The organism is Hyalangium sp., assembly GCF_035629615.1.
In the GTDB taxonomy this organism is placed as follows: domain Bacteria; phylum Myxococcota; class Myxococcia; order Myxococcales; family Myxococcaceae; genus Hyalangium.
In genome coordinates this window covers 1-13,434 of the sequence record NZ_DASPHO010000129.1, presented here as the reverse complement: position 1 = coordinate 13,434, position 13,434 = coordinate 1, and the positions used below count along the sequence as shown (strand labels likewise).

General features: G+C 66.0%; 15 protein-coding genes. 10 read left to right on the top strand and 5 right to left on the bottom strand.

From position 1 onward, the window contains the following. Positions 1–39: 39 nt before the first annotated feature. Both VD972_RS06335 and VD972_RS06330 read left to right on the top strand, forming a co-directional pair. Positions 40–519: a TlpA disulfide reductase family protein gene (locus VD972_RS06335; protein ID WP_324982249.1), complete on the top strand. Its 480-nt coding sequence runs from the start codon at positions 40–42 to the stop codon at positions 517–519. Between the two features lie 47 nt (positions 520–566). Next, positions 567–1,610: an SDR family oxidoreductase gene (locus VD972_RS06330; RefSeq protein ID WP_324982247.1), complete on the top strand. Its 1,044-nt coding sequence runs from the start codon at positions 567–569 to the stop codon at positions 1,608–1,610. 31 nt (positions 1,611–1,641) lie between these two features. Here VD972_RS06330 and VD972_RS06325 read toward each other — a convergent pair whose 3' ends face one another. Next, positions 1,642–1,941 carry a tyrosine-type recombinase/integrase gene (locus tag VD972_RS06325; protein ID WP_324982244.1) on the bottom strand — a complete coding sequence of 100 codons (300 nt, stop codon included), beginning with the start codon at positions 1,939–1,941 and terminating at the stop codon, positions 1,642–1,644. A gap of 91 nt (positions 1,942–2,032) precedes the next feature. Here VD972_RS06325 and VD972_RS06320 point away from each other — a divergent pair, with 91 nt between their 5' ends. From VD972_RS06320 to VD972_RS06300, 5 genes are all read left to right on the top strand, one after another. Further along, positions 2,033–2,629: a toll/interleukin-1 receptor domain-containing protein gene (locus tag VD972_RS06320; RefSeq protein ID WP_324982241.1), complete on the top strand. Its 597-nt coding sequence runs from the start codon at positions 2,033–2,035 to the stop codon at positions 2,627–2,629. Positions 2,630–3,070: 441 nt separating this feature from the next. Continuing rightward, positions 3,071–4,174, top strand: coding sequence for a hypothetical protein (locus tag VD972_RS06315; protein ID WP_324982238.1), 1,104 nt, complete (start codon positions 3,071–3,073; stop codon positions 4,172–4,174). Positions 4,175–4,194: 20 nt separating this feature from the next. Then, positions 4,195–5,253: a hypothetical protein gene (locus VD972_RS06310; protein WP_324982235.1), complete on the top strand. Its 1,059-nt coding sequence runs from the start codon at positions 4,195–4,197 to the stop codon at positions 5,251–5,253. Positions 5,254–5,256: 3 nt separating this feature from the next. Further along, positions 5,257–5,841 (top strand): imm11 family protein, encoded by a 585-nt coding sequence (locus VD972_RS06305; protein WP_324982232.1) that lies wholly within the window; start codon positions 5,257–5,259, stop codon positions 5,839–5,841. 17 nt (positions 5,842–5,858) lie between these two features. Next, positions 5,859–6,599, top strand: a complete 741-nt coding sequence (locus VD972_RS06300; RefSeq protein WP_324982229.1) for a hypothetical protein — start codon at positions 5,859–5,861, stop codon at positions 6,597–6,599. A 265-nt stretch (positions 6,600–6,864) separates the two neighbouring features. Here the strand turns inward: VD972_RS06300 and VD972_RS06295 are convergent, their stop codons facing one another. Both VD972_RS06295 and VD972_RS06290 read right to left on the bottom strand, forming a co-directional pair. Then, positions 6,865–7,194: a hypothetical protein gene (locus VD972_RS06295; RefSeq protein WP_324982226.1), complete on the bottom strand. Its 330-nt coding sequence runs from the start codon at positions 7,192–7,194 to the stop codon at positions 6,865–6,867. An 84-nt stretch (positions 7,195–7,278) separates the two neighbouring features. After that, positions 7,279–7,833, bottom strand: coding sequence for a hypothetical protein (locus tag VD972_RS06290; protein WP_324982223.1), 555 nt, complete (start codon positions 7,831–7,833; stop codon positions 7,279–7,281). A 422-nt stretch (positions 7,834–8,255) separates the two neighbouring features. Between VD972_RS06290 and VD972_RS06285 the strand changes: the two genes are divergently transcribed. Together VD972_RS06285 and VD972_RS06280 are read left to right on the top strand one after the other, a co-directional pair. Continuing rightward, entirely contained in the window at positions 8,256–8,825 is a 570-nt protein-coding gene (locus tag VD972_RS06285) for a hypothetical protein (RefSeq protein ID WP_414653993.1), read from the top strand. A gap of 63 nt (positions 8,826–8,888) precedes the next feature. Beyond that, the gene (locus VD972_RS06280; RefSeq protein WP_324982218.1) at positions 8,889–10,349 is read left to right on the top strand and encodes a hypothetical protein; all 1,461 of its coding nucleotides are present in this window, start codon (positions 8,889–8,891) and stop codon (positions 10,347–10,349) included. Between the two features lie 121 nt (positions 10,350–10,470). Here VD972_RS06280 and VD972_RS06275 read toward each other — a convergent pair whose 3' ends face one another. Beyond that, positions 10,471–12,186: a DUF4215 domain-containing protein gene (locus tag VD972_RS06275; RefSeq protein WP_324982215.1), complete on the bottom strand. Its 1,716-nt coding sequence runs from the start codon at positions 12,184–12,186 to the stop codon at positions 10,471–10,473. A gap of 62 nt (positions 12,187–12,248) precedes the next feature. Between VD972_RS06275 and VD972_RS06270 the strand changes: the two genes are divergently transcribed. Beyond that, entirely contained in the window at positions 12,249–12,917 is a 669-nt protein-coding gene (locus tag VD972_RS06270; protein ID WP_324982212.1) for a zf-TFIIB domain-containing protein, read from the top strand. A gap of 13 nt (positions 12,918–12,930) precedes the next feature. On the opposite strand, the gene VD972_RS06265 is transcribed toward VD972_RS06270, so the two are convergent. Further along, the coding region (locus VD972_RS06265) for a glycosyltransferase family protein (protein ID WP_324982209.1) at positions 12,931–13,434 on the bottom strand (504 nt) is incomplete at its 5' end.

Sequence of the window (13,434 nt, the reverse complement as noted above, 5' to 3'; positions counted from 1 at the left end):
AGTCACGTCCGGTCAAACGTCTTTTCGCGGAGCACTCCCATGGCCTTAGACGATGAGCACCACATTCCCCTCACGCTGCTGGATCCCGATGGGGGCTGGATCAACGCCCCCGTCCATGTCTCGCAGCTGCGCGGCCGCCCGGTCCTGCTGCACTTCTGGTCCATGGACTGTGAGGACTGTATTGGACAGCTGGCCCAGGTGCAGGACTGGATACTCGAGTATGGCCCCAGGGGGCTGGTGGTCATCGGAGTGGACGTAACGCACTCGGAGGACGAGCTGCGCGACACCAACGCCGTGGAGTTCTTCGCTCGGAGGCACGGGCTGCGGCACCCCATCGCGGTGGATGATGGCTCCATGGCCCAGGCGTACGGCGTGGACTCCCACCCGGGGTACCTGGTCTTCGACACGCAGGGCATCCTCCGGCTGCACGCCTTCACACCCGAGCAGCTGGAAGAGGTGCGGATGGTCCTCGATCGCCTCACCGGGCCTGATGCGAGCACGGGAGCGTTCGCGCCCTGAGCCGAGCCCTTGTCCCCCAGCCCACGAACCCTCATGGAGTCTGAGCCATGGCCGAGCGCCACACGAAGGAATTCCCCCGTCTCACCCTGGGCACGCTGACGGCCGCGGGCGTCGGCCTGGCGCTGGGGCTGCGCGCCCTGGTGCGCCCGCGCCTGAGCTTCCGGGACAAGACGGTGCTCATCACGGGGGGCTCCCGAGGGCTGGGGTTGATCCTCGCGCGCGACTTCCTGAAGGAGGGGGCGCGGGTGGTCATCTGCGGCCGGGAGGAGACCACGCTCCAGCGGGCGCGGACGGAGCTGGAGCACCTGGGCGGAGAGGTGCTCGCGGTGCCGTGTGATGTGACGGAGCCGGTGCAGGTGGAGGCCATGGTCTCCGCGGTGCACGAGCGGTTCGGCGCGGTGGACGTGCTGGTAAACAATGCGGGCATCATCCAGACGGGTCCGCTCGAGTCGATGACGATCGAGGACTTCGAGGAGGCCATCGCCACGCACCTGTGGGCGCCGCTCTACACGACGCTGGCGGTGCTGCCGGAGATGAAGCGGCGCAGCGAGGGGCGCATCGTCAACATCTCGTCCATTGGCGGGAAGGTGAGCGTGCCTCACCTGGTGCCGTACAGCGCGAGCAAGTTCGCGCTGGTGGGCCTGTCGGACGGGATGCGGGCGGAGCTGGCGCAGGATGGCATCAAGGTGACGACGGTGTGCCCGGGGCTGATGCGCACGGGCAGCCCGCGCAACGCCACGTTCAAGGGCGACCACGAGAAGGAGTACGCGTGGTTCTACGTGAGCGACTCACTGCCAGGCCTGTCGATCAACGCAGAGCGGGCGGCGAAGAAGATCATCGAGGCGTGCAGGCGAGGAGACGCGGAGGTGTTGGTGGGCCTGCCGGCGAAGCTGGGGGCTGTGGCGCGCGCACTGGCGCCGAACCTGACGGCGTCGCTGCTGGCGTACGTGAACCGGCAGCTGCCACAGGACAGCCACCCGGAGCGTTTCACGGGCAGCCAGAGCGAGACACCGCTGACGCGCTCCTGGCTCACCGAGCTCTCGCGCCGGGCCGCCCAGCGCAACAACGAGACCGAGGTCCCCATCCACTGACTCGGGTTACGGGTTGAGGTCCCGTACTCATCTAGCAGGCCAAACGCTGCGCCCTTGGCCGCCGAAGACAGGTGCATGTACCGCTGAGTGGTGGAGAGGTTCTCGTGCCCGGCCAACCCTGGAGGGCCTTGGCAGGTGCCCCTCGCATCGCCAGCCGCGAGCAGAAGGTGTGCCGGAGAATGTGGAGCGCTCGTGTCACCGGCAACCCAGCCCTCTTCTGCGCCTTCTCCATCCTGCGGGAGACAACCGTCCGGGTCGCCCGTTGGCCGTTGTTGCGGTAGAGGACACGCGTTCCCTTCAGATGCCGATTGGCTGCCAGCCGCTTCGTCATGGGCACCCGCCGGCCCGCATCGGCGTCTTTGCAGAATGGCCGACTTGCCCTACGGTTGTTCCGCATTCCGCAAGAATCATAGGAACGCCCGATGTCCATCTCCTCGACACGCAGCACGGTTGCCTACCTGCAGAGCGATATCGCCGATCTGAAAGCTAAGGATGCAACAGAAGCGAAGAAGGAGGCGGAACTCACTGCGAAGATAAACCAAGCGGCCGCTCGAGCGCAGCGCGCGACCTCAATCTCTTCGGCATCATCGTACCTCCGCGCAGTCGAGCAGGCACAGAAAGAACTCGCGGCTGTCTCGAAGAAGCGTGCCAACCTCGCCAAAAGCGTTGCGAGTAAGTCGGCTGATCTCAGTCGCCAGCAGGACCGTTTATCCAGCGAGGAGCAACAGGAGCGTAAGAAGATCGCCGACTCCGACAAAAGAGCGCACCAAGAACGTGAGCGCCAGAGGCGTCAACTGGATGAGCAATTGCGCATGCAAACAGCCCTCATCGCGTCTCAGCATAAGGAAACGGCGATTTCGGCTGCGTGCCCTCCCGAGATGCACGATGTCTTCATCAGCCACGCGAGCGAGGACAAAGAGGATTTCGTGCGGGATTTGGCTTCGCGTCTCCAAGCGGCTGGCGTGTCAGTTTGGTATGACGAGTTCTCCATAGGATGGGGCGACCCCCGTTTACCGTAGGAGGACGGCATGAAGCAGAGGAATCGGAAGCGGTTTGACCCAGCGTTCAAGGCACGCGTGGCGCTGGAAGCGGTGCAGGAGCGCGAGAGCCTTACCCAGCTGGGGGGGTGCTGAAGCGGGCAGCCTCAATCCACAGCCCTCCACAGTTCTCCACAGCTTGTCAGTCTCCCCCACGCCCCCTCGACTCCACCACGACGACGACGTATCAATACACTCTCACCGTCGGCTCGGATGCAAATAGCGGAACCCCAAAAGTGGTCTTAAACGATGGGGTCCACCTCAGGCCCGACATCCAGATCCGTGCATCATCAATACCACTGAGGTGGTACAGCCTCGCCCCCAATCATTCTCTACTCTTGAACCCCTCGGCAGCCCAAGCTTCTCAAGCGGCTTTTCTGCCCTTGAGGTACACGATCCTCTGTTCTCTCTTGAGCGCCCAGCGTGGCACCCATTTCTCCCATGCGCCTCGCCATCACAGGGCTCGGCCTGGTCAGCACCATCGGGTACGACGTGGTGTCGGCCTGTGCGTCGCTCCGGGCAGGTATCACGCGCCCCTCTCCACTGGACTTCTATGTGGCCAGCAGTGAGAACTTGAGCGTTGAGGCAGTCATGGGACACCCCATGACTGGTGTGACAGATGGCTTTGCAGGGCTCGGGCTCTATGTCCATCTGGCCTCCCTTGCCCTACAGGATCTGCTCACCTACGGGCGGCTGGACGCCACGGACACCCGCTTCTGGCGAGACACCGCTTTGTGGGTGGGCACATCCCATCCTCGGGTCGCAGAGGCGGAGGACGGAGAGGCGCTCCAGCGGCTCCTCGGTGCGCGCCTGTGCGCCGAGCTGGTCCGCCGCGAGGGGCTTGCCATTTCCCCGGACCACCAGCGGCTCGTGCCACAGGGACACACGTCCGTCCTGAGCGCGGTGGCCAAGGCCGCCGAAGCCCTCGCCCACGGGCGTGTCCGCCGCGCCCTCGTGCTGGGAGTGGACAGCCTCGTGGGCGAGGATGAGCTGCAGTGGCTGGCCTTTCACCGGAGGCTGAAGACGCCCGAGCGGCCTGTGGGGCTGATGCCGGGAGAGGCGGCGGCGGCGCTTTTGCTAGAGTCCGAAGCGGAAGCCCGGCGGCGCCAAGCCGTTCCCGCCGGTTTCGTCACCGCCGTGGAGGTCCTGGAGCCTCCACGGGAAATCCGGGACGAGCCTCCGGGACTCCTGCTGGCTCATGCCATCGAAGCCACGGCCGCCCAGGCACCCCGAATCCACACCATCTACGGAGACCTCAATGGCGAGGAGTGGAGGGCACGCCAGTGGGGAACGGCCCTGGTGCGCTTCTCCCAACATCCCCCCTTCCAGGGAGTGCGCCAGTCCTGGCCTGCCACCTCCCTAGGCGACACGGGGGCCGCCAGCGGAGCCATCCACCTAGCGCTGGCCTGCCGGACCTTCCTCCGGAACCCAGCCAGCGGGGACACCGCACTCGTCTGGTCCCAGGCAGATTCGGGTGCGGTGGCCTCGGCGCTCGTCCGCCGGGCCAACGTCAATACCAACACCTGAGTCCTGAAAGGAGCGGGCCGATGGACAACAACCCAAAGCCGCAGCAGCCGAACCCCAGGAAGCGCAAGGGGGCTCCCGCCAAGAAGGGCAAGGCCGTTCCGGCCGAAGAGAAGCCGAAGAAGAAGAAGCAGAAGACCGGGCCCAAGGACGACCACACCACCTGGGACGGCCCCTCCAACAATCACAAGTCCAACAAGGACGGCTACGGCTGCATCTGGAGGCACCACATTGAGGACGGAGGCTGGGACAAGAATCCCTGCAACTACCCGCTCAATGGATTCTATGCCTCGGCGGATGAGGGTGGTAACCGCTACGCGCTGTACTCGGGGGACTTCCGCTCCAAGGCCGAGACTCTGGGCTACGTGAAGGAAGGCGAATACATCACGGATGCGGCCCTGCAGAACGTCAAGGCCGCCGGGGAGCGTGTCGTTGCGGAAGGCGTGCGCAAGTCCGAAGGCTTCAGAATCGAGAAGTACGTCAATCTCGCCAGGACGGCCTTCTATTGGCTCAAGCGGGAAGACGGCTGGAAGATCAACGTCTGCCCCGTCCCTGAGCCTGGCAGCCCACCCAAGAACCCACTCAAGCCCCCACTCAAGAAGGACCAGCCCAACTTCCTGCCCCGGCAAGACGAGAAGCGAGGCGGGCACGGCGCGTGGTACCCGTACGACCACAACTACCACCACCTGATCCCCATTGGCGCAGTGGAGGAGTGGATCGTCGGCAAGGCCGGCGGCGAGACAGCGCGCTCCGAGCAGGTCATCAAGATCGTCCTGATGTCGCGCTGGAACATCCACAAGCGCCTGAACATGATGCTGCTGCCGCAGCAGGAAATCGTCGCCGAGGTGGTAGGATTGCCCGCGCACTGTCCCTGGGGCATCCCCTCTCACAAGGAGTACCAAGATTCCTTGTCGAAGAAACTCAAGGCCATTCGCTCCAAGATCGACGAAGCCACCAAGGACGGTAAGGAACACCCTGAGCCGGGGGAGGTCCAGCTCGAATTCGACGAGATCTCCGAAACCCTCTTCGAGAAGGCCAAGAGGATGACTGCCGGGCGCAAGCTCGGCGCGGTAAAGTGGTGAACCATGGCATACAGCTACTTCACGGTGTCCAGCAGTCCGGACGAGCGCGCCATCCAAGTCCATGACCTTCCGGATCAGGTCGAGCACTATTACCGGCTGACCAACGCCGTCCCGGTGGGCAACCTGTTTCCCCCCTCCACGGTACTCTCCGTCCACCCACGGTCCGGGGACATGCTGACCGACTTCATCGACAACTCGGACGCAGTGCTTGAGGTCTCCGCGAACGCGCGGGAAGTGCTCATGGCCCACGGCGTGGGAGAGGAGGCCGCCGAGTATCTCCCCTTCATCCTCCACGACAAGCAGGGCCGGGTGGTGAAGGAACGATACTTCGTCGTCAACCTACTTCGCAGCGTCGCCTGCTTCGATTTGGCGAAGTCCAGATACAAGACCTACCCAAATAAGCCTGGGAAGATCTACGGCATCCGGAGCATCTACCTACGAGAGGATCAGATCCCCCTGGACGCCAAGCTCTTCCGACTCGCCGAGTACACGCGCTTCATCATCATCCGCTCCGACTTGGTGGAGGCCATCCAGAACGAGGGGCTCACCGGGCTGGCCGTCCTGCCGCTCGGCGCGGACGTGAGCTGAGCACTTCGGAGCCACCAATGGGACAGCGTCAGACAAATACCCTCCAAGGCAATCTCGGGTTTCTCGCGGCAAAGCGGCTGGAGGCGCTAGCGGAACGGCCGGATGCGAAGCTCGCGCTGGAGGCCGCCGCATTCATCCGGCAGGTCGGATGCAGCGAGATGCTGGCCAACATGGACTCGCGGGCCTTCTTCCAGGCCCTGCGCCAGAGCGCGGCCATCTACCTGGAACTGCTGGAGCGTCGGAGCGGCTGCTCCGAGCGGGACGCGTACTACCTAGCGCGAAGCAAGGCCGTCCCCTTCTTCGATGCCGTGGCTGCTCAGGCCAGCGACTTGGTGGAGCGAATGCTTCCCCTGCTGCCAGGGGAATGGATGCGCCGGATGGAGCCTGAGGAGCACTTCCACTACCACGTGGCGCTCTCCTGCCTAGCGAGCGGCACCGGGAACATAGAGGGCACGATGCAGGCCTTCGAGCGATCCTTGGATGGAGGCGAGTCGGAGCGCTTCAACGCCGCCCAGTCCCTGGTGACGGGCGACGCCGCTGCCTTCAACGCGGCTCTCAACGCCATCATCGAGCACCGATGCAAGGCGCTTGAGGCAGAACGGAAGTCCGGGCTGTTCGACCTTTACTTCCACCAGACTGAGGCTCACATCTTTGTGGAAGGCATCGCCCTCGTCCGACTCGCGCGGCGGCGGGGACTGCAGACGCTCCGCGCGTACCGTACCCTCCCCGAGCCTACCTTGGAGGACCCGGGAGCATAGGCGAAATTGAGGACTCCCTGCGGGTGCCGCAGAGTGGGCTCATCGAGTTCACGCCGCACGACCTCAAGCGAGGGAACCTCTCGGGTGCGCCTCTGGTTCCGTCTCTAAAATGTCTCCAAGACAGGCGAGGTCTCCGGGAAACAGGTGGGACTGCCGGGAACTTCTCCGTGGACTCGAAGTGCCCGGATTCACTCATGATTCAGCAAAAGACGTGCGCCGTCGCGGGGGCCCCAGCGCTCCTTCCGGCCAATCCCTCTCTCCCGGATCACGGCTCGCGGTAGATGAGCAGGCCGCGCGTCATGTCCACGACGTACACATATCCGTCGCTCGGCACCCGGATGCCAATGGCGCCCACGAAGAGGCCATCGGTGCGACCCGGATCCGATTCCCGGAAGGTGTTGGCGTAGGCGATCTCCTTCGGCTGGGTGGGATTAGACACGTCCAGGACGCGCAGGTGCGCGTTGTCCATCTCGCCACCCTCGAAGGCGAGGGTCTTCCCCGCGAAGGTGCCCACCGCGTTGGCGTGGGTGGGGTTGTAGATCTGGGCGTCATACGTGTACGAGCCGAGCGGCTGGGGGTTCGCCGCGTCTGTCACGTCCACCACGTAGTAACGCTGAGCCCGCGGGAACCTATCACGCTCGGATGCCCCACCCTCTCCATCTCAGCGTGCCGATGGAGTTCACGGCCGAGGAGGAGGTGCACGAGGCGCCAGACCGAGCGCTAGCACCGCACGGCGTCGGTCGCCAATCGCAACTCCGACCCGACGCAAGAGCGCTCGCGCTGCGTCGCGATGCGGACGCAGATCGACCTCGAGGAGCGCCGGCGCCGGCCCACGCGCGATCGCATCGAGCACCTCTATCTCGAGTGCGAGCTGCGCCCCGACGTCGTCGGGCGACGACGGGCAGAGCTTCGCCGCTTCCGTCAGCAGCCAGAGCAGCTCGTGCACGACGCGCAGGACCAGGAACGCTTCGTTGCGTTGCTCGGCGTCGTGCGTGCCGGTGAATGCGCGCGTCGCGCGCGGGCCGGCGCCATAGCAGTCGTACGCGACACACCCGGGGAAGCCGCGCACGGCGAGCTCGTCGTGGATCGCGCAGCGGCAGTCGCGCATCAAATATCGGCAGCCGACGCCCGCAGCCTTGTCGAACGCGAAGTCGTCGGAAGCTTCGAATGAGGTCGCGACGCAGCAAAGCGCGGCGCAGTTCCCACAGTCGGGAACGAGATCGGGTCGGCGCATGATGAGCTCTCTTGCGCACGACGACGCAGCGGCGCGACACGCGCACGCAGCGGCGCCGGGCGCCACTCGGTAAGGTGGAATCCACGAAGGGCTGGCGCCTGAAACGACAACGCCAGCCACGAGGGGCTGGCGCCTGAAACGACAACGCCAACCGCGAAGGGCTGGCGCTTGAAACGACAACGCCAGCCGCGAAGGGCTGGCGTTAGGACAACTTCTACCAAGAGGCAGGAGGGCATGCAAGTCCTCCAGCCCCATGGCTTCGAAGAGGTCCCCGGTAGGCGAACGGTCGTGCTCCGCTCACCTGAGAGCTCCAGCGCCAGCGCGCCGCGTGCTCCGTAGCGGCACAGCGGCTCCAGCCCCTGCCTGTCATTGGGCACCGAGCTGTTCAGCGCTCTGGCGAGAGCCGCTCTCCCTCAGAGAAGATGTGCCGCGATACACACTCCCAAGGAGGGCCTGCCGTGCCCACACCTCCCCGCACCTTCCCCGTCGCACTCCCGTCTCTCCTCGCCGTCTGGGCCCTCGTCGCGTGCTCCGCCCCTGCGGCAGGGCGCCGCGACGACAGCCCCCCCGCCTCCCTGTCCGTGCGCGAGCTCAACATCGTCGACGAGCACGGCCAGGCGCGCATCCGCATTGGCGCGCCGCTGCCCGATCCCCAGGGCCTCAAGCGCCAGATCAAGGCGTACGGCATCCAGTTCATGGACCCGTCCGGGCATGAAATCGGAGGGCTCGCCATGCTCGACTCCATCGGTGTCCGCGGGCTGTGCTTCGACAGCGAGGAGGGCTACGAGGCGATGTGCGTGGGCCTCATCAAGGGACAGCCCAACGTCACCTTCCGCTATGACTGGAAGGAGCGCATCTCCATCGGCGTGGAGAATGGCGTGGCGAGCATCGTCCTCAACGACGCCCAGGGCAACCCACACCTGCGGCTCGAGGTCGACAAGGACGGCAAGACGCGGGTCGAAGGGGTGACTCCGACCCCGGCGAGCAAATAGGGGGTTTGCAGTCGCCAGGCTCTGGATCCACAATTTCACTCCCAGTCTGCACCTGAGGCCCCCATGTCCAGCCCGATCCAAGGCAACAAGCCCTTCATCCTTCCCTTCAACAATGGCGTCTCGAGCACGCAGCAGAACACCGCCAGCACCGCGAGCCCGACGACCCAGCCTCAGACCACCCAGCCCAACGCCTCCAGCGTCTTCACCGACGGCTTCGACGCCACGATGAGCTCCTCGATGAGCATCAGTCCGGAGGGCATGTCGGCGGAGCTGAACGCCGAGGCCCAGCTGGAGCTCGAGGGCGGCCCCTTCTCGCTGAGCGTCACGGGATATGCCCAGGCGGGCACGAGCCAGACTTCCCAAGGAGGCATGACCACCTTCACCGTGGAGGCAGAGATCGGCGTGCAGGCCGAGGCAGGCGTGGAGACGAACATCGTCTCCGGCACCGTCGAGGCCTCCGCGGGCGGACGCGCCAGCTACGAGGTGACGGTGCCCAGCTCGGCCGCGGAGGGCATCACCTCGGCCGAGCAGGCCGCGGCGATGCTCAGTCCCTTCCAGCCGGAAAACCTCCCGGTGGGCACCAACATCATGATGCACGGAGAGACCTTCGTGCAGACCGGGATGTCGGTGACCTTCGAGAACATCGGCCGGGTCTTCGACGTCACCATCAGCGACAGCGTTGAGAGAGCGCGCGGCATGTCCATCGGCATCAACAAGGTGGACGAGAACACGGTCCGCGTGACGATTGGCCCCACGCAGGCGGTGTCGCGCGCCGGCGGCCTCGAGATCTCCGCCTTTGGCGTCAGCGCTGGGATGACGGACACCGTCTCGCTCGGCCAGCAGAGCGCGCGGCAGGTGGACTTCGACATCTCCACGCCCGAAGGGCTCGCGGCGTACGATCAGTTCCTCGCCACGGGAGAGCTGCCGCCGAATGATCCCGCGCTCGGCACCTCCAACGCGGCGGACGTGCAGATCTACACGGGCGAGATGACCCGGGAGCTGTCGCTCGGCGTCAGCCTCGGAGAGGGCACCCTGTCCAGCGACGAAGTCATCCTGACGAACTACGACGACGGCCGGCAGGAGTTCGAGTGGACGACGACACTCGGCTCGGCCTCGTACACGATGAGCGGCACGCCGAACGACCCGAGCACGTTCACCTACTCGGCCGAGCTACCCAACGTGAACAGCGGGACAGTGGATGGGCTGTCACAGGTCTATGGCTCGAACTTCTCGGGGAATCCGCAGGGTACCACGGTGACCCTCACCTTCACGGCCGCGGACGCGGATCTGCTCCATGCAGACGCGCAGCAGTGGGTGAGCGACTACGAGAGCGGAGTCCTGGGTGTGACGCCGCCTCCGGACTACGTGGCGGAGATGGCGGCAGCCGGCACGGGGCAGGAGGCGCTCAACGTGCTGCTGAACCCGACGATGAGCTACGACACGACCCTCATCGCGGACCGGCTGAACCTCCTGAGCACCTTCAATACGGGCACGCCGATGGCCGGACAGGTCCAGGTGCAGTAGCGGACGGAGCTGCTCGAGCCTGGCCTCGACGGCGGGGCTGGGCGTGGGGCTCCTCGCCTCGGATGGAGGCGAGGGAGCACGCACGGCAGCCGCTGGGAGGTTCTCAGGTCGTCTCCGCGCCTCAGCCGATGATCACCTGGCAGCTGTTGTTGCACGCGTCGCTGTTGTTGGAGTTCCCGTCGTCACACTCCTCGCCGTTCCCCCCTTGGACCACCCCATCGCCGCAGCGCGGGCCGAGGATGCACCCTGGAGCGCACTGGCCGTAGCCGCCCGCATTCGTCCCGTTGTCGCACTGCTCGGGCGGCTGGACGACACTGTCCCCGCAGCTGTTGACGCACTCGGTGCGGCGGGTGACGAAGTTGGTGAGGGTGAGCTTGTACGAGGACTGCGTGGTGTGGCGCTCCGCCTGCCACACCACGGCCTCGTACACCTTGCCCACCTGGAGGCCCAGCTCCGTGGCCCGCTGCGAGAGCGTGATGCCACCATCCTGCGCCCCGTGGACACCGCCCAGATCCACCGCCAGGCGTCCGTTGATGAAGACCCAGACGTCGTCGTCCCCACGGAACGCGAGCACCTCGGTGCCCTTGTACTCGAACCAGTAGCGCGCCTCGCTGGTGAAGTGGAAGTTGTGGTTGTTGTTGCGCGGGTTCTCCTGGCCCTCGGCCACCCAGCCCAGCCCGTCCAGCGGGAAGAAGTTCTGGTTGTCATACAGGTACGCGCCATTGGGCTGCCGCTGCAGCGCCAACGTGGAGACCACCGTCCTGCTCATGGAGGTGTCCCGGTACCACTGGTTGAAGGCATCCCGTCCGTGGGTGGTGGTGCTCCCACTCCCGTCCGGGTTCTTCGCGTACACCGGCTTGCCGTCCGCCCCCAGGGTCCCGGTGTAGAGGGCGCCGACGATCCCCGTCTCGTTCCCGGTGGCACCCTCGAAGTCCGTGTGTCCCCCGGTCAAATCCCTGCCGCGGAAGTCACGGTAGACGACGGGGATCTCCACCGTGGCTGGAGGATCCTGCTCGATGGTCTGGCACTGGAAGCCCGGCTCGAGCACGCAGGTGGGCGAGCACCCATCGTTGGCGCGCAGGTTGCCGTCATCGCACTGCTCCGTCGTGTCGCCGGGGAGGATTACCCCATCCCCGCACACCGCCTGGCACGTCCCGTTGGTGCACCGGGGCTCGCGCGTGCACAGCGGGGAGCAGCCATCCCCCATGTCGTTGTCCTCGTCGTCGCACTGCTCAGTCCCCTCCACCTCGCCATCGCCGCAGACCGTGGGGACGCAGGCCTGGCCCGCCGTGGGACACTTGTAGCCGGCCTCCAGGCGGCACGTGGCGCTGCACCCATCCTGCGCCGTGGGCGGGCTGTCCCCGTCCTCGCACTCCTCGTCTCCGGCGATGACGCCGTCACCGCACTGGGCTGCGAGGCAACGGCCGCCGCCCGTGGGACAGGTCCATCCGTTCTCCACGGCGCACTGGGCGCTGCATCCATCGTTGGAGCTGGTGTTGCGGTCGTCGCAGGCCTCGCCTGTCCCGGTGCGTCCGTCCCCGCACACGTTGCGGACGCAGGCAGCACCTGCCGTGTCGCAGAACCAGCCGGCCTCTATCGCCTTGCAGTCCGCGGCACAGCCGTCGCTGGCGCTCGTGTTGCCGTCGTCGCACGCCTCACCGGCCTGGATCGTCCCGTTGCCGCAGGAGGGATTCGTCCCGCCATCCGTCCCGCCATCCGTCTCGCCACCTGGATCCGGGCGAGGCCCATCCGGCGGCCCTCCCACGCACCTCGCCACGGAGAAGAGGAGACAACCCAGCAGCATCATCGAGAAGAGAGACCGAAGGTGTGTGCCCATCTGCTGATCGTGAGATTCCTCGAAGAGCGAGTCAATCACCACCTCGGGTAGGATAGCCTTCCATGAGTGCTTGTCCTTTCTGTCAGGAGCAGATGCGCGCCACCTTTCTCAAGGGACTCCCCCGCGAGGAGTGCACGGCCTGTGGCGCGGTCTGGATCGAGGGCGAAGCCCTCGCCAAGGTGATGGGAGGCTCCATCTCGGACGCCCTGCTGCGGCGGGCGAAGGATCAGCCCGGCATATGCAAAGGATGCAGCACCCGGCTCCGATACGTGCCGAGCTGTCCCACGTGCGGTCACACTTCCCCTACGTGTCCCCGGTGTGCCACCGCGCCCCTGCCCGTCATCGAGGCGCTCGGAGTCAAGGTGGACGTCTGCGCGGGGTGCAGTGGTGTGGGGCTGGACGCGGGTGAGCTGCAGCAGCTCCACGAGGCGGCCGAGGCCCACCGGGACGAGGGACTGGATCTGCGCCCGCAGGTCCAGCCCCACACTCCGTCCCGGTGCGCGTCCTGCAAGCGCAGGCTGAAGCCCGTGCACGCCTTCGTCTGGGGTGAGAAGTTCTACTGCGGGAGCTGCGCTCCCAAGGGAGCGGCCCCCTTCGAGGTGGAGCTGACCAGGGCCCGCCCCAGCGCCCAGCCGAGCATTGGCAGGGGCCGGTACGGCACGAGGGGCGAGCTGGACGACAGCCCCACCGAGTCCGCCTTGCTGTGGCTGATCAACAAGCTCTTCGGCTGAGCCACGGGGCGCGTCAGTCCTGCTCGGACATCTCGGCGCGCCAGTGTCCCCGGTGCTCGTATGCGCGCGCGAGTTGCTCACGCAGGGCCGCCAGGATCTGCGTGTTCCCCGCCTGCGAGTAGCCCTTCAGGGACTCCTGGCATGTCGGCACGCGCGCCAGGAACTCCTTCAGCGACGCCAGCGTGAGCTGCTTCGTGTACATCCCGTACCCGAGCTTCTCCAGGTAGAGCGCGTTGATGACCTGCTCGAACTGCCCCTCCACCGGGATGGAGAGCAGGGGCTTGTGCAGGTACACCGCCTCGCTCATCAGCGTGTAGCCGCCGCCCGCCACCACCGCCCGCGCCGTGCGCAGATCGTCGATGAAGCCCTTCTCGCTGAAGGGCCTGTACATCAGGTTGCCGTCCACCACATCCCCGGTGATGTCTCTGCGCAGGCCATAGATGCGGCACTCCAGCCCGCTCTGCTTGAGGATGTTGGGAAGCTCCGTGTTCGTCGTGGACGTCTGGTACACCAGCAG

Coding starts and splice junctions, on each gene's coding strand:
- VD972_RS06320 (WP_324982241.1), top strand. CDS start 2,033: ATGTCCATCTCCTCGACACGCAGCACGGTTGCCTACCTGCAGAGCGAT.
- VD972_RS06275 (WP_324982215.1), bottom strand. CDS start 12,186: ATGGGCACACACCTTCGGTCTCTCTTCTCGATGATGCTGCTGGGTTGT.
- VD972_RS06325 (WP_324982244.1), bottom strand. CDS start 1,941: ATGACGAAGCGGCTGGCAGCCAATCGGCATCTGAAGGGAACGCGTGTC.
- VD972_RS06300 (WP_324982229.1), top strand. CDS start 5,859: ATGGGACAGCGTCAGACAAATACCCTCCAAGGCAATCTCGGGTTTCTC.
- VD972_RS06335 (WP_324982249.1), top strand. CDS start 40: ATGGCCTTAGACGATGAGCACCACATTCCCCTCACGCTGCTGGATCCC.
- VD972_RS06290 (WP_324982223.1), bottom strand. CDS start 7,833: ATGCGCCGACCCGATCTCGTTCCCGACTGTGGGAACTGCGCCGCGCTT.
- VD972_RS06310 (WP_324982235.1), top strand. CDS start 4,195: ATGGACAACAACCCAAAGCCGCAGCAGCCGAACCCCAGGAAGCGCAAG.
- VD972_RS06305 (WP_324982232.1), top strand. CDS start 5,257: ATGGCATACAGCTACTTCACGGTGTCCAGCAGTCCGGACGAGCGCGCC.
- VD972_RS06285 (WP_414653993.1), top strand. CDS start 8,256: ATGTGCCGCGATACACACTCCCAAGGAGGGCCTGCCGTGCCCACACCT.
- VD972_RS06330 (WP_324982247.1), top strand. CDS start 567: ATGGCCGAGCGCCACACGAAGGAATTCCCCCGTCTCACCCTGGGCACG.
- VD972_RS06280 (WP_324982218.1), top strand. CDS start 8,889: ATGTCCAGCCCGATCCAAGGCAACAAGCCCTTCATCCTTCCCTTCAAC.
- VD972_RS06270 (WP_324982212.1), top strand. CDS start 12,249: ATGAGTGCTTGTCCTTTCTGTCAGGAGCAGATGCGCGCCACCTTTCTC.